Source organism: Bacillus sp. ISL-39 (genome assembly GCF_018613295.1).
Classification (GTDB): Bacteria; Bacillota; Bacilli; order Bacillales; family Cytobacillaceae; genus Mesobacillus.
On record NZ_JAGGQM010000021.1, the window covers coordinates 1 to 20,880 of the forward strand.

At 42.2% G+C, this 20,880-nt stretch carries 23 protein-coding genes and 1 riboswitch; of the genes, 9 read left to right on the forward strand and 14 right to left on the reverse strand.

The window, feature by feature from the left end:
• Positions 1–507: 507 nt before the first annotated feature.
• Both J7E37_RS15645 and pdxR read right to left on the reverse strand, forming a co-directional pair.
• Positions 508–1,263, reverse strand: coding sequence for an exodeoxyribonuclease III (locus tag J7E37_RS15645; protein ID WP_215024941.1), 756 nt, complete (start codon positions 1,261–1,263; stop codon positions 508–510).
• Between the two features lie 54 nt (positions 1,264–1,317).
• Positions 1,318–2,727: a MocR-like pyridoxine biosynthesis transcription factor PdxR gene (gene pdxR / locus J7E37_RS15650; protein ID WP_215024944.1), complete on the reverse strand. Its 1,410-nt coding sequence runs from the start codon at positions 2,725–2,727 to the stop codon at positions 1,318–1,320.
• Between the two features lie 138 nt (positions 2,728–2,865).
• Between pdxR and J7E37_RS15655 the strand changes: the two genes are divergently transcribed.
• Entirely contained in the window at positions 2,866–3,759 is an 894-nt protein-coding gene (locus J7E37_RS15655) for a DMT family transporter (protein ID WP_215024947.1), read from the forward strand.
• Here J7E37_RS15655 and J7E37_RS15660 read toward each other — a convergent pair.
• From J7E37_RS15660 to J7E37_RS15675, 4 genes are all read right to left on the reverse strand, one after another.
• Complete coding sequence (locus J7E37_RS15660) at positions 3,742–5,130, reverse strand: FAD-binding domain-containing protein (protein ID WP_215024950.1); 1,389 nt, start codon at positions 5,128–5,130, stop codon at positions 3,742–3,744. The two genes, J7E37_RS15655 and J7E37_RS15660, sit on opposite strands and share 18 nt — an antisense overlap.
• Before the next feature lie 113 nt (positions 5,131–5,243).
• The gene (locus tag J7E37_RS15665; protein WP_215024953.1) at positions 5,244–6,116 is read right to left on the reverse strand and encodes a DUF3307 domain-containing protein; all 873 of its coding nucleotides are present in this window, start codon (positions 6,114–6,116) and stop codon (positions 5,244–5,246) included.
• 21 nt (positions 6,117–6,137) lie between these two features.
• Complete coding sequence (locus tag J7E37_RS15670; protein ID WP_215024962.1) at positions 6,138–6,881, reverse strand: hypothetical protein; 744 nt, start codon at positions 6,879–6,881, stop codon at positions 6,138–6,140.
• A gap of 207 nt (positions 6,882–7,088) precedes the next feature.
• Positions 7,089–7,526: a peptidylprolyl isomerase gene (locus J7E37_RS15675; protein WP_215024965.1), complete on the reverse strand. Its 438-nt coding sequence runs from the start codon at positions 7,524–7,526 to the stop codon at positions 7,089–7,091.
• Positions 7,527–7,907: 381 nt separating this feature from the next.
• Here J7E37_RS15675 and J7E37_RS15680 point away from each other — a divergent pair, with 381 nt between their 5' ends.
• Positions 7,908–8,399, forward strand: a complete 492-nt coding sequence (locus tag J7E37_RS15680; protein ID WP_215024968.1) for a VanZ family protein — start codon at positions 7,908–7,910, stop codon at positions 8,397–8,399.
• Positions 8,389–8,844: a GNAT family N-acetyltransferase gene (locus J7E37_RS15685; protein WP_215024970.1), complete on the forward strand. Its 456-nt coding sequence runs from the start codon at positions 8,389–8,391 to the stop codon at positions 8,842–8,844. The genes J7E37_RS15680 and J7E37_RS15685 overlap by 11 nt, the downstream gene beginning before the upstream one ends.
• A gap of 251 nt (positions 8,845–9,095) precedes the next feature.
• Here J7E37_RS15685 and mug read toward each other — a convergent pair whose 3' ends face one another.
• The 6 genes from mug to J7E37_RS15715 all read right to left on the reverse strand — a co-directional run bounded on the left by mug (position 9,096) and on the right by J7E37_RS15715 (position 15,195).
• Entirely contained in the window at positions 9,096–9,611 is a 516-nt protein-coding gene (gene mug, locus J7E37_RS15690; protein ID WP_215024973.1) for a G/U mismatch-specific DNA glycosylase, read from the reverse strand.
• Between the two features lie 42 nt (positions 9,612–9,653).
• Complete coding sequence (locus tag J7E37_RS15695; RefSeq protein ID WP_215024974.1) at positions 9,654–9,899, reverse strand: hypothetical protein; 246 nt, start codon at positions 9,897–9,899, stop codon at positions 9,654–9,656.
• Positions 9,900–10,029: 130 nt separating this feature from the next.
• Entirely contained in the window at positions 10,030–10,854 is an 825-nt protein-coding gene (gene fdhD / locus J7E37_RS15700) for a formate dehydrogenase accessory sulfurtransferase FdhD (RefSeq protein WP_214781427.1), read from the reverse strand.
• A 122-nt stretch (positions 10,855–10,976) separates the two neighbouring features.
• Positions 10,977–11,534 carry a helical membrane plugin domain-containing protein gene (locus J7E37_RS15705; RefSeq protein WP_214781424.1) on the reverse strand — a complete coding sequence of 186 codons (558 nt, stop codon included), beginning with the start codon at positions 11,532–11,534 and terminating at the stop codon, positions 10,977–10,979.
• The gene (gene fdhF / locus J7E37_RS15710; protein ID WP_215024975.1) at positions 11,527–14,484 is read right to left on the reverse strand and encodes a formate dehydrogenase subunit alpha; all 2,958 of its coding nucleotides are present in this window, start codon (positions 14,482–14,484) and stop codon (positions 11,527–11,529) included. The genes J7E37_RS15705 and fdhF overlap by 8 nt, the downstream gene beginning before the upstream one ends.
• A gap of 276 nt (positions 14,485–14,760) precedes the next feature.
• On the reverse strand, positions 14,761–15,195 hold the full coding sequence (locus tag J7E37_RS15715; RefSeq protein ID WP_215024976.1) for a hypothetical protein: 435 nt from the start codon (positions 15,193–15,195) through the stop codon (positions 14,761–14,763).
• A gap of 179 nt (positions 15,196–15,374) precedes the next feature.
• On the opposite strand from J7E37_RS15715, the gene J7E37_RS15720 reads away from it, so the two are divergent.
• Positions 15,375–15,527 carry a hypothetical protein gene (locus J7E37_RS15720; protein ID WP_215024978.1) on the forward strand — a complete coding sequence of 51 codons (153 nt, stop codon included), beginning with the start codon at positions 15,375–15,377 and terminating at the stop codon, positions 15,525–15,527.
• A 252-nt stretch (positions 15,528–15,779) separates the two neighbouring features.
• Here the strand turns inward: J7E37_RS15720 and J7E37_RS15725 are convergent, their stop codons facing one another.
• Positions 15,780–16,022, reverse strand: a complete 243-nt coding sequence (locus J7E37_RS15725) for a hypothetical protein (protein WP_192471733.1) — start codon at positions 16,020–16,022, stop codon at positions 15,780–15,782.
• 172 nt (positions 16,023–16,194) lie between these two features.
• On the reverse strand, positions 16,195–16,383 hold the full coding sequence (locus J7E37_RS15730; protein ID WP_192471732.1) for a hypothetical protein: 189 nt from the start codon (positions 16,381–16,383) through the stop codon (positions 16,195–16,197).
• A gap of 314 nt (positions 16,384–16,697) precedes the next feature.
• Here J7E37_RS15730 and J7E37_RS15735 point away from each other — a divergent pair, with 314 nt between their 5' ends.
• The 5 genes from J7E37_RS15735 (at position 16,698) to J7E37_RS15755 (ending at position 20,848) form a co-directional block, all read left to right on the forward strand.
• Entirely contained in the window at positions 16,698–16,946 is a 249-nt protein-coding gene (locus J7E37_RS15735; protein WP_214781417.1) for a hypothetical protein, read from the forward strand.
• A gap of 77 nt (positions 16,947–17,023) precedes the next feature.
• A riboswitch (TPP riboswitch) is annotated at positions 17,024–17,122 on the forward strand.
• A gap of 101 nt (positions 17,123–17,223) precedes the next feature.
• The gene (locus J7E37_RS15740) at positions 17,224–17,826 is read left to right on the forward strand and encodes a Ykof family thiamine-binding protein (RefSeq protein ID WP_215024980.1); all 603 of its coding nucleotides are present in this window, start codon (positions 17,224–17,226) and stop codon (positions 17,824–17,826) included.
• Entirely contained in the window at positions 17,826–18,422 is a 597-nt protein-coding gene (locus J7E37_RS15745) for an ECF transporter S component (protein WP_215024982.1), read from the forward strand. Before J7E37_RS15740 ends, J7E37_RS15745 begins: the two co-directional genes overlap by 1 nt.
• Positions 18,406–20,082, forward strand: coding sequence for an ABC transporter ATP-binding protein (locus J7E37_RS15750; protein WP_215024986.1), 1,677 nt, complete (start codon positions 18,406–18,408; stop codon positions 20,080–20,082). The genes J7E37_RS15745 and J7E37_RS15750 overlap by 17 nt, the downstream gene beginning before the upstream one ends.
• Positions 20,069–20,848, forward strand: a complete 780-nt coding sequence (locus tag J7E37_RS15755) for an energy-coupling factor transporter transmembrane component T family protein (protein ID WP_215024989.1) — start codon at positions 20,069–20,071, stop codon at positions 20,846–20,848. Before J7E37_RS15750 ends, J7E37_RS15755 begins: the two co-directional genes overlap by 14 nt.
• The last annotated feature ends 32 nt before the right edge of the window (positions 20,849–20,880 follow it).

The window sequence follows — 20,880 nt, forward strand, 5'->3', positions numbered from 1 at the left end:
AACTTGGGCCTACTTATGACAGCTTTGAAGCAAATCCACGAAAAGTTGTCTGAACTTGGAGCTACTTATGACAGCTTTGAAGCAAATCCACGAAAAGTTGTCTGAACTTGGGCCTACTTATGACAGCTTTGAAGGAAATCAGTGAAAAGTTGTCTGAACTTGGGCCTACTTATGACAGCTTTGAAGGAAATCAGTGAAAAGCTGTCTGAACTTGGAGCTTTTTTTGACAGCTTTGTATGAAATCAGAGAAAAGCTGTCTTAACTTGGGGCAACTTCTGACAGCTGTGTATGAAATCAGCAAAAAGCTGTCTTAACTTCGGGTAACTTCTGACAGCTATGCATGAAATCAGCGAAAAGCTGTCTGAACTTAGAGCTGCTTCTGACAGCTTTATGGGAAATCAGCGAAAAGCTATCTGAACTTGGTGTTGCTGCAGACAGCATTGTGCTAAAACACGGTAAATAACCTAAAAAAATCCCCTGAGTACCACTCAGGGGATTCATCCACTTTTATAGGCTTAATTCAAGCGTGACGGGACAGTGGTCACTGCCCATAACAAAGCATTCTGCACCTGCTTCTTTGATGGCAGGTGCCAGTTTTTCGGAAACAATGAAATAATCGATACGCCAGCCGATGTTCTTTTCTCTAACTTTATTCATGTAAGACCACCAGGTGTATACATCTTTAACCTCAGGATGCAAGTGGCGGAAGGAATCAACGAATCCACTGCTGAGGAGATCAGTCATCTTTCCGCGTTCCTCGTCTGTAAATCCTGAATTTCCGCGGTTTGGTTTTGGATTTTTCAAATCAATCTCATTATGGGCGACATTCAAATCACCGCAAAGGATTACCGGCTTATCATCCTCCAATTCAAGCAAGTATTCCCTGAGCTTGTCTTCCCAGGATAGGCGGTAGCCGAGGCGCGCGAGATCACGCTGCGAATTTGGGGTATAGACATTAACAAGATAAAACTCATCAAATTCTACTGTGATTGCCCTGCCCTCGTGATCGTGTTCTGCAGAACCAATTCCATACTTTACTGATAGAGGCTGTTTTTTCGAAAAAACAGCTGTTCCGGAATAGCCTTTCTTTTCTGCGTAATTCCAGAACTGGTGATACCCTTCCAGATCAAGATTGATCTGGCCTTCCTGCAGCTTCGTTTCCTGTATACAAAAAAGGTCTGCGCCCGCTTCTTTAAAGAATTCTAAAAATCCCTTACGAGCGCAAGCCCTGATGCCGTTCACATTCCAAGATACTAATTTCATAAATCCTAATTCTCCTTGTTTGTTTCATGCTTAAATTAATATATATCTTCTATTCTAGCAGTCTTCGATCAGCGATTCTAATATCGCGATTCCCTTTGTTATATCCTCAACCGGTGCATTCGCAAAAGAAAGCCTGAAGTGCTGCATTTTTTGGGTTGCATAAATTCTCCCGGGATTGATCAGCACCCCATTGGCGAGAGCTTTCCTGTACAAATCAGGCAATGAAATCTCAGGATTCATTTTTACCCATATGAAAAATCCGCCAGCAGGCTTTTCCCATTCGGCATAACGGCTTAAGTGTATTTCCAGTGCTTCCAATGCCGCATTCCTTCGTACTCTTAGCTGGTTTCTTACATTCGCCAAATGCTGTTCATACAATCCGCTGGACAGCCATTCTGCGGCAGCTCGCTGCGATAGAGAACTTGAACCGTAGTCAGTCTGCATTTTCAGGTCAGCCAGCCGATCAATGACCGCTTGAGGCCCGGCGATCCATCCAATTCTCAATCCAGGATTCAGGCTTTTTGAAAGGCTGCCTAGATATAAAACATTTCCGTGCCGGTCGTGCGATTTAATGGGGGACGGCGGAGGAGAATCCAGCCATAAATCGCCGTACACATCATCTTCAATGATGGGAAGCTGGGCAGTCTCAGCCAGTTTGAGCAGTTCCTGCCTTCTGTTTTCGCCCATAAGAGTACCAGTAGGATTATGGAAATTCGGATGGCAGTACAGCACCGATTTCTTACTGTGATGCGACGCCTTTATCATCCCGGGCATGATGCCATCCTTGTCTAACGGGATTCCCTGGAGTTTCATCCCTGCAGACTGGAAAGTTGATAAAGAGTATAAGTAAGATGGATCCTCGAGGAACACAGTTGACTCACTCTTCAATAACCCAATCGAAATAAGGTGCAAAGCCTGTAAAGCACCAGAAACGATTAAAATGGACGATGCATCGACGATAATTCCCTTTTGATTAAGATACCTAGCAATCTCTTCCCGCAACTTCAGGTTTCCTTTCGGATCCTCATAACCGAACGGCTCCAGATCCTTTCCAATCTTTGTTAAAACAGATCTCATTTCTGCCAGCGGAAATAAATCCTTGGAGAGTTCCCCTTTACTCAGCTGGATCAAATTCTCATCGGATTCTGCCAGATTTATAGCCTGTACTGTCGACAGGCTTGCCTGATGGGTGCCCAGTGCCACTTGTTCATTCCAATTTACCGGTGGCGCAGACCGCATGAGTGTCCAGGTATTGTTAACGACCACCGTCCCCATCCCCAGCTTCCCCTCTACAAGTCCATCAGCAGCTAATTCATCCAGTGCAGTTACGACTGTGCTTCTGTTTACACCGAATTGTTTTGCAAGGTCTCGCTGACTCGGGAGCCTGCTGCCAACTGGCCAAATCCCGTTTGTAATCTGCTCTTTTATGTAATCGATGATCACTTTGTATTTAGGCGCTTTCATGTCTCCTGCTCCATTCAAAATTGGTTGGTTTTAAAATACCCCTATTGGTTGGATACATTTTATCAAGACCTAGTTATATTTAAAAGATAAAACTGATATGTAACGGAAATTGGATGGTTTTTAAGAGGGGTGGATTACATGGACATAAGAATGGCAGCAGCACACTTACTCGTTATTTTATTATGGGGATCGGCTTTTGCGGGGATCAGGCATGGTCTCGAAGGCTATTCACCCGAGCACTTGTCATTCTTGCGGCTTTTGGTCGGGTCATCGGCACTTCTTTGCTACGCTGTATTAACAAAAATGAAGCTTCCGGAAATAAAAGATTGGCCTGTTATATTCATGTTTGGATTTTTGGGATTCGCAGTCTATCAAACCGCGCTGAATTTTGGTGAACAAACTGTCAGTGCAGGTGCCGCAAGTCTGCTTGTTTCTACTTCACCCGTTTTTATTGGATTGTTAGGGAGGATGTTCTTTCAGGAGCGCACCGGTAAATGGTACTGGTCCGGTGCCATGATCAGCATGACAGGAATTGTTCTCATTTCCATCGGGGCCGGCGGTGGATTCGAGCTGGGCATTGGCGTACTGTTAATATTGATTGCTTCATTATCTGAATCACTTTACTTTGTGTTCCAAAAAAATTACTTAGAAAAGTATGGTGCCCTTCCTTTTACTGCCTATACTATTTGGGCGGCCACCATTTTCATGGGTTTCTTTGCTCCTGGAATTGGATCTCAGATAGCTGAAGCCCCCTTGGGAGCAACGATTAGTGCTATTTACCTCGGACTTTTCCCTACGGTGGTTGCTTACTTTGCTATAGCTTATATTACAGCTCAATCCGGAGCCTCTGAAGCAGCAAGTTCCCTTTACCTGACACCTGCTGCTTCTTTCATTATCGCCTGGTTCTGGCTGGGGGAAGTACCGGGAGTCATAACAGCAGCAGGCGGTGTGATAACCCTTATGGGAGTTTCCCTGACCTACTTCAAAGGGAGGACAGAGTTAGCAGAGTCGTCTCTAGAAATCAAAGGATAGCTGCTCGGTTTCTCCTTCCTTTTCTTTTTTCCGGCCAGGAGTTCCTTTGCTCTTTATGGTCCGGTATTGAAGCCTGGCATGTTTACAAGCCTTTTTCACATCGACCATTGGCGCTTCATAGCCAAGCTGATAAAAAGCAGGGTATAGCCAAGGTTCGTGTATGTATTCGTCCGGAAGCTTGCTTAACTCAGTCACATATCGGCGGATGAACGTGCCATCCGGATCAAGCTGTCTGCCGGCCTTTACAGGATCTATGATTTTCATCTTCCCTTTCGTCTCGACTAGCTGCTGGATATAGAAATCATGTACAGCTGGTTCATAATCTAAGTACAACTCTGCGAGGGAAGCAGATACCTTCTTCTCATCCAGCAATAAGGTGTTAGCAATAAAAGAAGTAACCATAGCCCGCAACGGAAAGTTCATCCAACCCGTTTTATCCAGACTCCTCATAGCCGCATCAACCATCGGGATTCCTGTCCTTCCCTGAAGCCAGCGCCGAAACCACTCTTCATTGTAATCCCTTTTGATTTCATTTACATCTGCCTGTTGCTGATCGTCCATTCTCAAACTGCAAATTTTTGCCCGTTTATTAAGCTTTGATAAAAACTCTTCTAGCTGAATCTGGTCTTCCTCCAGCTCACATGCTTGCAATTTTTCATCCGTTTTCTGAAATATGGTCCTGACCGAAATATTTCCCCATGTTATATAAGCAGAAAGCCTGGATGATGAAAGCGAGGAAGGCAGGGGTTTTTGGTGATTTTCAATATAGTTTGCGAATCTGCCTTCGAGGAATGAATCCAGCGTTTCAATAGCCTTTAATTCTCCCCCTTGCTGGCCATAGCGGATCTTATTTCCTTTAAATCTCAATTTCTGAAATCTTTTAAAATCAGCAAACAGTAAATCAGGGATTTTTGACGTTACATCAATTTTGTTTGGAACTTCAGCTAGCGATTCATTTAAATAAGCGTTCAAACGATTATTAAACAGCCTCCCCGGGACATTTTCAAGTTCCGGACCATAAGCAAAAAAAAGCTGCTCTTTTTGCTTCGCCCATTCCTTAACTATATCTATAAAGCTATTATTATTGTGCGCATATAAGTTTATAGATTCATAATGATCCAGCAATTTTTCGAGAACCGTCTCCATCTCATCGATAGCCAGAAAGAGTTTTCCGCCCAGACCCTCAATTCCTTTTGCCAGCTCTTCCAGACTTTCAACAACAAATTGAAAATGGCGAGCGGAAAGCGGCGTATCCTCCCACTGTGAAGGCTCAAATACATACAGCGGCAATACCTCCCCCGCTCTGGCTGCTTCAGCTAAGGGCTGATGGTCGGAAATGCGCAAATCTTTATTGAAAAGGACGATGTTCATTCTAATCACTCCGCTATTGACGATTATCACTTTGCTCTTTAAAAATTGTACCATCCGAGCCGAAAAATAAGGCTTGCAGTTATTCTAAAAGCCAATAGTGTAATTAAGTACTCCTAATTCACTATTTCTCTTAAAAGGATACCGAACACGATACCTAAGAACATGGACGTCAAAGTACCAAGCAGAAAGTATTCCGCCCAGTCACGATCATCCATTTGCTTAAAACGGGCGATTGATTTGGCAGTAACAATGAAGGCGATTGCCGGATATGAACTGTAGTATGTGAGTAAAATTACCAGCAGTCGCTCGATATAGCCAATCAGCTTCCCGCGTGACATATCGTGTTTATTGAAGATCATATAGCTGTATTGCTCGGATAAACCCTTTTCACCTTTGCTGGTTTTCTGATATGCCGGCTCACTCAACTCATTTTTAAATGTATATTTCCCTTCAAACGTCAGCAGCTGCCCGGGTAGAGAGCCGAGAAGGATGCGGATTATATGTCCGCTGACCGTTGTTCCCAATATTAAGATAATGGCAATGACAAGGATTGTACTAGAAGCGTCCAATTGGCGCCCATTTTCAGACAGAAGCTGTATAAATCTATTAACATTGGAACCTAGCGTTATTTTATAAAATAACTGCATCGCTATCAAAAGCATGAAAATATGCAGCAGCTGGTCTAATATGAAAAACCAGAGTTTATTCAAATTTTCGCTTGCCGTAAATTGATCCACAAGCTTGATTTTCATCAGGTCAATCATTAGATGTGTAGCTGTGATGAACAGCACCGGCCATATGACAGTCATGACGGGATCATTCTGCTGATAAAAAAAGAGCCAGCCTGCCGCAAGTACAATTGTATTCACCAGGAAATGATGGAGTATATGCTTTTTAAGGTTCTTCAGCTTGTCCTGTACCATTCGATCCGTCTGAAGGTAAAAATCGGCTAGTAGATGTGCCATAATCAAACTTAATAAAAGCATGAGTGCTCCTTTCACCAGAATCTAGAAGCTGAAAATATCCTGCACCTGGCTTTTAATTTTTGTTCTAATGCTGTCTTCAAGAACCTTCGTTTGGCTATTTCCTATTTCCGGAAACTCCTGTGCCTGACGTGCATCCAAAACGCTGACGATATCTCGGAAGCTGCGAATGATATGCTCGCAATGCCCCTTCTTGAAATGGCTGTAAACCGTAGGAGCCGAGCGATCGAGAAGGTCTGCTACAGCATTTTGCTTGCCGTAAAGAAGATAAAGCGAGCATACAAGCCGTTGTACATCAGTTTGATCCATTCTCAATACATGCTGCAGCATGAGCATGCCATTAATTAATGTCTGCAAATCCGATTCACCATCATGTCCTTGAAAAAAGAAAGATTCCCTGTCCTTCTGTTTTTTTAGATGGTCATTCGCGTTTCGTGCCTGCTTCGCCAATGGATGGATCCACTTTTCAATATCAATTTCTTCTACATTCTTATCCAGCCTGCCATAGGCAAGCCCAAAATACGGAATGTGTTTTTCATACTTCCAAATCGTGCTGATATAAAAGGCTGCAATAAAAGCAGATGAATAGCCTTCGGCCAGGAAAATAAGCTCGTCGCCAGACCGGTGCTTAATTTGTATAGAACCGATTCCTTCATACCATTTATTTATATATGTCACTAGCTGCCCTAAATAATCACTCAGCTCCTCGCCATAACCTGCAGAGGAAGACTTTGTTACATCCATTATAAATATTGACACTGGCTGCATTGCCATTCCACCTAACACCTCAAATTAGACTAATTAATCTAATTTTATGTATATTAGATAGTTTAGTCAAATTTATTGAACATTAGACTCTTCAACTTAACAATTTTATACAAATTTCCTTTGATTCATTATAACAAGAGCGTATGTTCGCTTCAATGGGTAAATAAGTACAAAAAAAGAGCCCTCAGGCTCTTTTTTAAGACGATCCTATTCTTCTGTTACAACAACCTTTTCCATAACATCACCGTTGCTCATCGCTTTAGCAGCTTCCAAATTGGAAGTAACTTTCCCGAAAACAGTGTGCACACCATTTAAGTGCGGCTGTGATTCATGAACGATGAAGAACTGGCTGCCGCCTGTGTCTTTTCCTGCGTGAGCCATTGAAAGTGAACCCGGTTCGTGCTTATGCGGATTACCTTCTGTTTCACACTTGATCGTGTATCCAGGACCGCCAGTCCCTGTTCCGTTAGGGCATCCTCCCTGACTAACAAAGCCAGGAATTACTCGGTGGAAGTTTAAACCATTATAGAAGCCTTCGTTTGCAAGCTTCTCAAAGTTTTCAACTGTACCAGGTGCTTCGTTTGGGTATAGTTCGAATTCGATTTTTTCACCATTTTGCATTTGTATGTATCCTTTTTTAGCCATGTAAATCATCTCCTTGTGTTAAAATCATTGTTATCATACCACTATTACAAATAAAAATAAAAGTATCCACCTTCACATTGTATTTTTCCAACATGTTTGTGTTAAAATATAACTGCCTCTGCCGGACATTCGCTTGTTGCGGGACACTTAACCACTGTACGGACGGCAGGGGCCCTGCCTTTGCAGGATGACCAAATATATTGTCTAACCTTGCCATATGGCAAGGTTTTTATTTTAATTACTAATATAGAGATATTAATTTCTAATTAATCTATCGCCGGTTTGGGTAATTAAGATCTAGTATGTCTTTTTCAAAAATGTCTATGTTTCTTTTAAAATATCATTGTTTGCTTTTATTTTCTATCAATCCAAGGAGAAGTTATGCTAAATCTAATAGATTTTAAGTACAAGAAATGGATCTCAGCAATTTCCTATACTTTATTCATTATCTACATCATCATTGCCGTCATTTTGTTGTTTCTCAGCCCTTATCGGCAGGCTGCGTATGAAATCAATTCTGCAGGCTCAAACCCTTATAACATCATCCCATTTAAAACAATCACAGATTACATAAAAGCTTCTTCGCACATCAATAAAAATATCTGGATGTCCAACTTATTTGGCAATGTTCTTGCCTTTTTCCCGTTAGGAATCTTCCTTCCCTGGCTGTTTAAACGGTTGATGGGATTCCGGCGAACGACCAGTACTGTCTTTCTGGCGACTTCATCGGTGGAAATCCTCCAGTTTGCCACAAGGGTTGGCAGTTTTGACATCGATGATATCATCCTTAACACAATAGGCGGTGCAATTGGGTACCTCTTAATCAAGATCATTTATCTACTTCTATTCAAGGAGAAAACACATGTACGTTAGACAGTTAAGAGAAGGCGAACAGCCGCCTTGGAATCTTCTGCTCATGGCAGACCCTTCTCGAGATTTGGTTTCAGGATATTTAGATAAGGGTTTGTGCTATGTTATGGAATCAGAAAACGGTGATACTACCGGGGTAATCGTACTGGTGCCGGTTAGTAATCATACCATCGAAATTATGAATCTGGCAGTCGATGAATCTCACCAAGGGAGGGGTTTAGGTACCCTCCTGATCGAGCATGCAATTCAAACTGCAGTTGAAGAGGGGTATAAGAAAGTTGAAATCGGTACAGGGAATTCAAGTATCAATCAACTGGCTCTTTATCAAAAGGTTGGCTTCAGAATCACTGGAATAGATCATGATTTTTTTATAAGGAATTATGAAGAACCTATTTTTGAAAATGGGATCCAGTGCAGGGATATGATCAGGTTATCGATGCCCTTGTAGATGAACAAAAAGCGCAAGCGCCTCGTTAAGCCCCAACAAGCGCTGTCCGCCTAAACGCCACGTCCTGTGGCTGGCGGATCTAGCACATCGTGTGCCTCGGAGGGCCTAACTGTGAAGTCGCTCTTTGACTTCATTGGCAGGACCGAAATCAAAAAGCATAGGCGACTGTCCAACTCCGACAAGCGCTGGAGCTGGACAATTCTCAAAGTTGAAATGATATAAATTCTGATATTATAAAGAAAGGACCTTAGTCAGGTCCTTCCCTTGGATATCAAAAGAGGGAGTTCTTTATAAATCCCCACTACTTGATCCATTTTCATCCTCACAAGTCCGCTTGAGGATGGCGCTACAAAATCGACCGTACCAGCAACAACAGATTCATCCTGCTTCCCCCATGGAATATCTTTTTTGCCGCTATATTGCTGGTAGACACCCTTACCGACAAAACAAACAATTCTCGGACTATATTTTTCAATCTTTTGTCTTAGTTCAAGTTTTCCCTGCTGGTATTCATCTTTCGTAATCTCATCTGCTGCTTTAGTTGGCCGCGCAACAATGTTCGTCATCCCGCAGCCTATATCCAGGAGTTTATAATCCTCCGAAGAGTCATATTTCCTTGGTGTGATGCCAGCTTCAAAAAGAATCTTCCAGAATCTATTGTTTGGGTTAGCGTAATGATGACCTGTTTCTGATGACCGGATGCTGGGATTGAAACCGACAAAAATAACGTCCAGATTCTCCCGTAAATGATCGCTAATCGGCTTCATATTCTCATTCTCCTCTCCAATGTTGACTATCTCTCTCTCCACTCACCAAAATCGGTGAGGCAGCTCATTATTCTTGCTTATATTCTTGAAAATTCTTAAGTGGAACAAAAACTCGTCATAAAACATGGTTTCGGCACTTTCAAATGAATAAGCGTTCGAAAAATGATCCAATAGTTCGACATCAATGTTATCTTCAAGGCCGCTCAGCCACATTTTATAACCATGCTGCTCATAAACATCAGCTAAACCTGCCCATTCAAACATATCTTCCATTTCCTTTTCACCCATTCTATCACTCCTTCAGCTATCACCTCCATTTTTCCATACTTTTACATACCTTATACAGAGTTCCTAATCCCTCCCTATATGACTGGGAATTCTAATTTCCTAAGCCTTGCCTGATTTATAAAAACCAGGCTTATTCAACCTGGCTTTCCTTGGCTCCGTATTTTGCCTCAGCAACCCGTTCCGGGTGTGTGTAGACATTAAGTGATCGATTCCTGATAAAGCCAATTGTCGTAATCCCCAGTTCCTCCGCTAGCTTCAAGGCAAGTTCAGTGGGAGCTGATTTGGATAATACAATCGGGCAGCCGATTTTGGCTACCTTCAATAAAATCTCTGAGGAAATCCGTCCACTGAAAACAATTACTTTATCGTGTATTGAAATTTCATTTTTCAAGCAATGCCCAAAAATTTTATCCAGGGCATTATGGCGGCCGATATCCATCCGCGACACAACTGGACCAAACAAACTGCAAAGAGAGGCGTTATGGACTCCCCCTGTATTTTGGAAAAGGTGAGCGGAATCCTGCATTTCTTCCATGAGCCTGAAGCAATCCTCCACTTCGATTTCTGTCTTGACCTTATGGAGTTTTTTTGCAGTCATAGCATCTGTCGCAAATACAAACCCTGCCCTGCTGGCCCCGCAGCAGGATGTTAAGTAACGCTTACCCTGCAAGTTTTTGTAAATGGGATTTACTCTTGAAGTTTTCACATGGACAAACCCTTCTTTTTCCTGTATCCATATATCTTCAATATCTGAATACTTCCTGATGATTCCTTCGGACGCGAGGTATCCAATGACCATTTCTTCAATATAATCTGGAGTACAAACCATCGTAACCAATTCCTGACCATTCACTTTAATGGTGACGGAATATTCCGTTACGATGCTGTCTTCCAAGCTTTCGGCCTGGCCATCTCCAAAACGAAGAATTTCCCTTTTGACTTCGACTGGTTTCACAACAGCCATCCTCTCTGATTCGAGTTTTACTTTCCGGTAATCTCCTTTTATCCATAAATCTGGATAATGAAACTTAAAAAAGCAGGCGAACAAGCGGGAATGCTTGATGCCTGCCTATTAGACTACTTTTCCTCGAGCGTACCATCCTGGCTTTGGTGGATATCCTGATTTTCCGGTAGTTGTGTGGTTCTTTCAAGCCCCTCTGTATCTTCACCCATCCCTTTAAGAAACTCAAAAAGCAGGGATAGCGCTCGGTTTATTTCCGGGTCTTTTAAAGAACGGACGATATCAAAATAGCCAAGCTTGTCTTCATCCTCGCTATCCGTATATTCTGCTACTCTAGCAATGCCAGAATTCAATTTTAACAGCAAAGGCTCAAGCTGCTGGACATTGATTGTACCGAGAACGCCAATCATCAGCAACAGGTTTTTGATTGTATTGGTAGCTTCTGGCTTGTCTGCTGCTTTAACAAGAACATTCAAGACCTTATCTCCTTCACTGAACAGTCCGTCCAACAGCGACAACACACCGCGCTGATTCATATGCTTGAGTATGTCCATCGACTGTAAAATAGCATCCTTGTTATCAAGCAAGGCAGACTCGATTTCCTCCAGGTCACTCTTACGTTTTTGTTCTTCTGTCAACTGTATACGATTGATGTTAGTGATTGCTTTAGCCATGCTGGGTACGCTCCTTTTTCACAAGATCTCCTGGAAAGCTGTAATCTGGACGAGCCCACTTCTTTTCGACTTGGACGCCGATTTGCGGCTGTGGATTACCGTATCGGAAATTATTCCTTGGCAAAGGATTGACTCCTTCAAGTTGAAGGATTTCCATTTTGGCCTTCGTCTCCTTATACGCTGGAGTATCCGTGTTTTTATCTCCATAGCTGCTTGTCAGGAGATTGATGGCTGCATCACCCTGGTCGTTCATAGGCAGATAGACTTCCTTTCCTTGCACTCTATCGGTTACAACACATCTGACCTTAACGTTGCCATACGGCGACGTCAGCCTCACAAGTGTTCCATCCTTCAAGCCCCTTTCTTCTGCAAGCTCTGGTGAGACTTCAAGGAATGTTTCAGGAGTCTTCGAGGTGATTCCCTCTGACTTATAAGTCAGGTTACCTTCATGGAAATGCTCAAGAAGACGGCCATTATTGACATGAATGTCATATTCCTCTCCATACTGAATCGGAATAGACCATTTTACTGGATAGAGACGTGCTTTCCCATCCGGGAATGGGAAGCCATCCAAATACAATACAGGACTGTCAGTTCCATCCGGTTGTACTGGCCATTGAAGGCTCTTGTACCCTTCAAGGCGTTCATACGTCACGCCAGAGTAAATCGGCATTAGGCTTGCCGCTTCAGCCATGATTTCAGAAGGATGCTCATATGTCCAGCCTGCACCAAGGCGGTTGGCGACTTCAATCAGAATCTGCCAATCAGGCTTAGATTCACCAACTGGCTCGAATACCTGATACAAACGCTGAATCCTTCGCTCGGTATTCGTAAATGTGCCCTCTTTTTCAAAGCTTGGGCTTGCTGGCAGAACAACGTCTGCAAATTGTGCTGTCCTGGAGAAGAATACATCCTGGACTACAAAGAAGTCGAGCTTCTCATAGCCGGCCTGGACGTGATTGATATTGGAATCCACAAGGCCCATCTCTTCACCCTTGATGTAAAGGGCTTTAAGCGTTTCTTTATGCATCCCTTCAACCATGTCATGGTTATTGATCCCTGGTTCAGCAGGCAGCCTGGTTCCCCATGCTTGTTCAAACTTCATTCGCGCCTCTTCATCGGTTACCTTTTGGTACCCTGGCAGTGAGTCCGGGCTGCTGCCAAAATCGCCTGCGCCCTGGACATTATTATGTCCTCGCAGTGGATATGCACCCGTTCCTGGACGGCCGTAATTTCCAGTTATCAACAATAGGTTCGAAATCGCCGTACTGGTGTCACTCCCGCCAATGTGCTGTGTAACTCCCATTGCCCATAGTGCACAAACGCTTTTTGCTTTATGGATGCTCTCAGCAATCTCAATCAGCGTATCTTTTGAAAGGCCAGTTGTTTTTTCTGCATATTCCAAAGTGAATCCTTCAAGACTGTCAACGTATTCCGAAAGTCCATTGACTTTATTGTTCAGGAATTCTTCTTCAGCCCAGCCCTGGTCGATAATGTATTTAGTAACAGCGGAAATCCAGACAAGGTCACTGCCTGCCTTTGGCCTTACGAACATATCAGCACGGTCAGCCATTTCATGCTCACGAAGGTCGGCGACAATCACTTTTTGCCCAGTCAGCTTTTGGGCGCGTTTCACCCTGGTTGCAAGGACAGGATGTGCTTCTGCTGTATTGGACCCGACGATGATGACCAAATCAGCCATTGCAATATCTGTGATCGATCCAGCATCGCCACCATGTCCAACTGTTCTGAACAAACCAACAGTAGCAGGCGTTTGGCAATATCGGGAGCAATTGTCGACATTATTTGTTCCAATTACAGACCTTGCCAGTTTTTGCATTAGATACGATTCTTCATTCGTACATTTAGACGATGTTATGAAGCCAAGAGAATCAGGACCATACTCATTCTTGATTTCTGTAAATTTATTGGAGATGAGATTCAATGCCTCATCCCATTCTGCTTCTCTAAAGCTGTCTCCTTCACGAATCAGCGGCTTGGTCAGGCGCTCTTCGCTGTTAACGAAATCCCATCCGAATTTACCTTTTATACATGTAGAAATTCCATTGGCTGGAGCTTCAACCTGCGGCTCGACCTTCAGGATTTCTCGCCCCTTCGTCCACACATCAAAACTGCAGCCCACTCCGCAGTAAGTGCAAACAGTCTTGGTTTTCTTGATTCTAGATTCACGCATGGCGGCTTCCATATCGGAAATCGCCAGGATGGACCCGTAACCAGTCTCGACATTCTTGGTAATTTCAATCATTGGCCGCAAAGTATCTTTTGCGATTCCTGTCAAAAAGCCGGCTTCGCCTTCCATTCCTTTTTCCATCATTGCATTACATGGACATACGGTTGAACAGTGACCACAAGAAACACATGAGGATTCATTGATTGGTACATCATTATCCCAGATGACACGTGGACGTTCACGTTCCCAATCGATTCTCAGCGTCTCGGTTACCTGTACATCCTGACAGGCTTCCACGCATCTCCCGCATAAAATACATTGATCAGGATCATATCGGTAAAAAGGGTTTGATTCATCTTTTTTATATGGCTTTTGATCAAATGGGATGCTCTGGTGATTGATTTTCATTTCTTTTACTGTGTTATGTACCTCACACATCCCATTATTGTAGTCACAGACAGTACAATACAGTTCATGATTAAACAAAATCTTGTCCATCGCCATTGTTTGTGCCTTCTTAACATCTGGTGCCACTGTGTCGATGGTATCCCCATCCTTCATGATTGTCGAACAAGACCTGGCCATTTCTCCGTTCACTTCTACAATACAAGTATCACATGTCTCAATTGGGCCAAGGCTTGGATGATAGCATACACTTGGCACTTCTATCGAGCTATCTGAAAGGTATTGAAGGATTGTTTGATTTTCTTTAGCCGCAACGTCAGCACCGTTGATTGTTACATTTATTTTGCCAGACAAGACCTCATCTTCCTTTCTGTATAGAAATCGCTCTCTTTCTCACTACCCAAACCACGAATGACTTTAACCACTTTTATGAGAGTTTTTTGAAAATGGCTCTGATATTACAGATTATTAAAAATCATTGTTCTTTAATAAAGTTCTTACCTTCCAAAAAAACCACAGAGGTCATTATTTGTTTGTACGTCTTCCACATTTTTGCTTTTAGGGAGATTAAAAAAATTAACATATTGGACAAAAAAAAGCCCTACCTGATTAAGGCTTTGAGATTATTTACTATAAAAAGCGGCAAGCATCATTTCCCGCTTCATCAGAGGAAAGAATATACAGCGTCTTTCCATTGGTGGATTTTTCTTTAGTAAAACCCAAATTCTCTAGTTCACCGTAATCTCCAACAACAATGATGGCTGAAGCAAAAAGCAATGCCTGCAGATGGAATAGAGAAACATCAATCACTTCTGTTAGTGAATCTCCAGGTTTGAGTGCTTCCAGGACAGCAATCCTGCCATGGATTCCAAGGCTTTCAAAAGCATATTCCATACTGTCGGCCATGGATTCGGAAATGACCGAGGCAGAACTGATGACGTCATTCCAATTCTCATCAAAAACATAAGCATGCCACGAAGATTGTTGTTCATTCCCCACTAGAAAATCAATTTTAAGAAAATGCTGGTCATCATCAAATTGATAAACCGATTTCACTATATTCACGCTTCCCTCCATTAGTAAAGTAGAGATAGTTTCCCACTGTAAGCAAAAGTTAATGAATCCGTTTTGCATGTTTTAAAATCGTTAGTAAATACTTACAACGACGGAAGCCTAGGCATGAATCTTTTTGTTGAGGGAAGAAGTAATATACAAAATACTAAACAGAGCAGGAGGATGAGAGAATGGAGCAAAAACAAAACCATAAACATTTCAATGAGGAAGATGAACAGCACAGTATGGTATGCAATGACCAGTTATTTTTTCAGGAATTAAGAATAGCAGCTGAAGAGGCTGAACGAGACCGCATCGATACAGATCAAAATAAAGCAAAATAAAAAGAGAAAGGCAATTAGCCTTTCTCTTCCTATTGAGGGTTAGTAAAGCAAGTATTTACACAAAGTGCTTTAAATAAGGCTCTTTTCTCAAACTTGGTTGCAATTCGACTGCAAAATAGGCTGTCTTTCTTCGCAAAGTTGACTCTTTTACGAGAAAAGAGCATGCAAACTTTAATACCGACCTGCCAAATGGCCTTATATTACGTTAAAATCGGCTTTAGGATTTTAACAACAACCTTTACGAAAACAGCCTTAACTAATGAACCGGTCTCTTTCCGCCGCATCTTCTTCCCGCTGTGCTTCTCTTTCTTCATACCAAAATTTAATATGAGTCAGGATGGAGAAAACGAGGAAAAAGTTCATCGACCAGACACTGACAAACGGGGCCATCCCACCGAACTCAATCGTCTCATACTGTTTAAATACCATTACAATATATGACTCAATGAACACAAGGACAAAGCCGGCTACACCTGCAATTGCCATTCGCATCATAATCAAAAACCACCTTATCGTATTATCAGATTATTTAAATAATACGACTAATTATTGATTAACGCAACTGTTTTGTTCACTAATTCGCCATATTTGAACGTTGACAATTTGGCGTAGTCCGTTTTACCTAAATCTTTTCATGGACATCATTAATCTTCGAGCTCGGTCCGGCTTATCTATTCAACTTCTTTTGCTTTTGCATGATCTCATATGATTTTTCTATTATATCTGTTAATACATCGCCTTTGTATATCCTGCCGATTTTTGTATTCTCTTGATAATATTCGACAATCTCATCTAGTTTATCAGATGTTTCCTTGGACACTCTCACATTCAACTGAATTCTCTGGGCCTCATTCATGGAACAGATTTCCCTCCAAATCCTTTACTTCTATGTAAAATATACTATTCATCAACTTGCTAGCAGTTTGATATTATGTAGATATGCGTCGCTAACTCTGCCGCAATGTCTTTTATTTTAACATAATCTATCACCTTACAACACTATGTTGTTTTTCCTATCCTCTTACAGGGTAATTTATATCAAGATTTGTTTTTCTGGCGGGAATTGGGAATTATATAGGGTTTCTTTTTCCCTCACAACTGGAATACATAACTGCATAAACTTACCTTCCTTGTTGCCCTATTAAAATTCGAATGACATGGAGAATTTCTATGAAGCTTACAAAATGGTCTTACACAAAGAGATATAATATCAAAGCGCAATTTGATGTTTTTCCAAATTCAGTCGTTTTATTCCGCCAAATCAAAGAATACTACTTCGTATATACTGTTAATTGGTCTTTAAAGGATCCCGTTGTATCTAAATCTGAACTGGCGGAAATGGAGCGGCTTCTTAATAAGGAACTGGGCACCCTTGAAAGCTACAGGCAGAGAAAGTATTTCCATAACCATTCCGAATGAATCAAATTTTGAAAATTAGCCATTTACAATTCAGCCTATTTACATTAAGATGATTTTGAAAACAACAACTGTATAGGTTTTTGCACTAGGGGAGCTTTTGGCTGAGAAGAACTTTGTTCTGACCCTTATTACCCGATCTGGATAATACCAGCGTGGGGAAGTGCAGGCGAAGCTCTTCGTTATATCTTTTTTTATCTGACGATAGAATTCAACTGCATCCACCACGCTGGATGCAGTTTTTTGTTTTCTACCCAATGAACAAAGGAGATGTAATGGTATGAAAGAGATTTTTTGCGGTACAAGTGAGATTACAGGGGCCAGGTTTTCCATTTCCCCAATGTCAGACAGGTTTGTTGACATTATCCTCTCTGCATTGAAGGAAGTTGATACGTCAAAGGTTTGGATGGAGACAGATGATGTCAGCACCTGTGTGCGGGGACGTTCTGAACATGTTTTTGACGTTGTTAAAGCCATATTCCTGAATGCTTCAATCGGTGGAGATCATGTGGTCCTGAATGCCACGTTTTCAAATGGATGTCCCGGTGACAGTGCAGGGGATGCTTTTATGGCGGAAGATTCAAATGTAATGAATGATGAGCGTTCTCAAAAAATCAACCAGGAGGTCGCAGCCCAGTTTGCTCTCTATCCTTTAGGAATTCCTGGATATATGAATGTAATCATGGATCAAATAAAAACTGTTGAGCAGCAAGGTGTCTTTAGCGGAGGAATTCATTATGCCTCAAGATTGGATGGCGATGCCAATAAGGTTTTTACCGGAATAGAAAGTGCTTTTGATGGTGCCCGGAACAGTGATTCTTCACATATTGTTATGACGGTGACCATGTCGGCCAACAGTCCTTCCCGTAAGGAGGAACGATAATGCTCGCAAACTGGAAACTTCGAGAGGTTGTAGTTTTATCCGTACTGGCAGTCGTTTTTGGCGTAATCTACCTTCTGTTCTTACAGTTCGGCAATGTGCTTGTAGGCATGTTCGGACTAATCGGCTATGACTTGATCTTCGGGATCTGGTTCATCGTTTCCATCATAGCTGCTTACATCATCAGAAAGCCTGGAGCAGCGGTGTTATCAGAAACAATTGCAGCAACAATCGAGGTCATGCTTGGAAACGCTGTTGGTCCGCGTCTGATCCTGGCCGGGATTATCCAGGGACTGGGGGCGGAAGCTGCTTTTGCGGCAACCAAATGGAAGAACTATTCTACATGGGTTCTTGTAGCAGCAGGAATGGGGGCTTCAATCACCAGCTTCGCATGGGGTTACTTTTTAGGCGGCTTCTCCGCTCTATCACCTGGTTATGTAACAGCCATGTTTGTCGTCAGGCTTATAAGCGGAGCAATCTTAGCAGGTCTTTTAGGTAAATACATAAGCGACAGCCTCGCTAAAACAGGAGCATTGAATAGCTTCCCGCTTGGAAAGGAAGCCAGAAAGGCAAAGCAGAACCATGATATTTCAGCCTAGTCTGCCATTTCTTGAAGTGTCAAACGTTACGTTCCGATTTGAGGATGATCAGAAGGATGTTTTAAGGAATATCACTTTTGATATTAATGAAAATGAGAACATTCTTGTACTGGGTCCAAGCGGTTCGGGTAAGAGCACACTCGCATACTGCATGAATAATCTATATCCAGCGTCTGTTGATGGAATAATGAGCGGCAGTATAAAGTTCAGAGGCAAGGAATTATCCTCCTTCGAATCCGGAGAGATAAATCAAAAAGTCGGATTGGTCATGCAGGATCCTGATTCCCAGTTTTGCATGCTGACTGTCGAGGAAGAAATAGCTTTTGTATTAGAGAATATTCAGTTTCCCAGATCGGAAATGAAAGAAAGAATAGATTATGCCCTTGACTTAGTAGACATAAAGCACTTTAAACACAGGCTTATTCACTCACTCTCCGGCGGGCAAAAGCAAAAACTTGCGATTGCCTGTGCATTGGCAATGGAACCTGAATTATTAATACTTGATGAACCTACTGCCAATCTAGACCCCGCCTCAGGGTTCGAATTGGTCCGGACGTTAAAAAGATTAAAGAATAAACACTCGTTCAGTATCCTCGTTATCGAGCATAACCTGGATTATTGGCTTGAAATTATGGATCGCTGCATCATATTGAATTCTGCGGGTGAACTGTTTTTTAATGGTCCGCCTAGTGTTTGTTTTAATCATTTTGCAAAAGAACTGGCAATTGAAGGGATTTGGTTACCCCGCTCTATTGACGCAGGGTTGAAGCTTAAGGAGGCTGGATTGCTAACGTCCTCCTTCCTGCCTATGACGATTGATGAGCTGATTGAAAATAGTAAAGATATAGGAAATACAATTAAGTTCTTAACAACTGAGGTTCGCAAGCAAAAACCGAATCCCTCTCCAGCAATTTTCGAAGTGAAGGATGTCAGCTATTCGAAAGACAATCATATATTAATTGAAGATATTTCTATATCGATTAATGGTGGTGAAATAATTGCAATAGCAGGTTCAAACGGATCCGGAAAAACCACTTTTTCAAAATGTTTGGCCGGGTTGATTCCATCACAAGGCGAGATAAAATTTTATGGACACTCTTTAGGAGACTGGCCTGAGGAACAAAAGTGGAGAAGACTCGGATACGTATTCCAAAATCCTGAGCACCAATTTATTACTGATTCTGTGATGGAAGAAATAAATTACAGTCTTCAATCGAAAGAGCAAACGGCACAAAATTATAAAAATAAAGATATTTTGAGAACCCTTCGTATGGCTGACCACGTTAACAGTCACCCATTCTCATTGAGCCAAGGACAAAAAAGGAGACTGAGTGTGGCTGTCATGCTGGTGAACGGGCAGGAGGTCCTGATTATGGACGAACCAACATTTGGACAGGATGCTGTCACTTCAAAGGAAATCATCGATTTTGCGGTCCATGCCGTACCAGAGACAGGAAGCATTATTATGATTACACATGATATGGATTTAGTTGATCGTTACGCAGATAATGTATTAGTAATGGAAAAAGGAAAAATGATATTTTATGGTGCTCCAGGAATGCTGTGGAATCAACCTGGAATTTTGGCGAGAGCAAGTTTAAGACTGCCATTCCTCAAGGAATTGGAAATGCACCTGGAGGGAAAATATGCTGTTAAATGAGATGAACCCTAGCATAAAAGCCCTGAGCATTCTTGTCAGCATCTTGCTGCTGTCGATATTTTTCGATCCAGTCACGCCCATGTTAAGTCTCGTTTTGACCATAGTGATCACATTTAGTTTTGCACAGGTAAGTTTTAAGAAGTGGATCCTGTTATTCTCTCCTTTTCTCTTTATGGCGATTGTCTATGTCTGGTCATCACTATTGTTTCCGAGAGTAGATCCTGGAGACAGTATCATCTGGGAATGGGGGTTCATCACCATTACTGCGGAAGGATTCCAAAGAAGCATATCGCTTGGATTAAGAGTACTGAGTTTCGCTTCCCTTTCACTCTTATTTGCCCTTACAACAAACCCGATTAACTTTTTGCTTAGCTTGATGCAGCAATGCAGGCTTTCTCCCAAGATTGCCTATTCCATCATGGCAGGTTATCAATTTCTCCCCTTGATAAAAGATGAGTTCAGTATTATCAGAAGTGCCCATCGAATAAGAGGGGCAGGCAGAACCATAACTTTCCGGGATAAACTTAAGCAAATAAAGAGGTATGCAATTCCCCTGCTGGCAAGCGGGATTAGAAAAGCGGAAAGAACAGCTGTTGCAATGGAATCAAAAGGTTTCACAGGAGATAGAAACCGAGAATTTTATAGAGTAATCTCCGTTTCTAAAAAGGATTGGCTGTTGTTATGTTTACTGATCAGCATCGTTCTCGTGAGTGCATTTACCTCACACAAGCTTGGTTACCTTGCATTGTATAAAGGCGAACTATGAACAAAAAGGGCAAGCGCCTCGTTCAGCCCCGA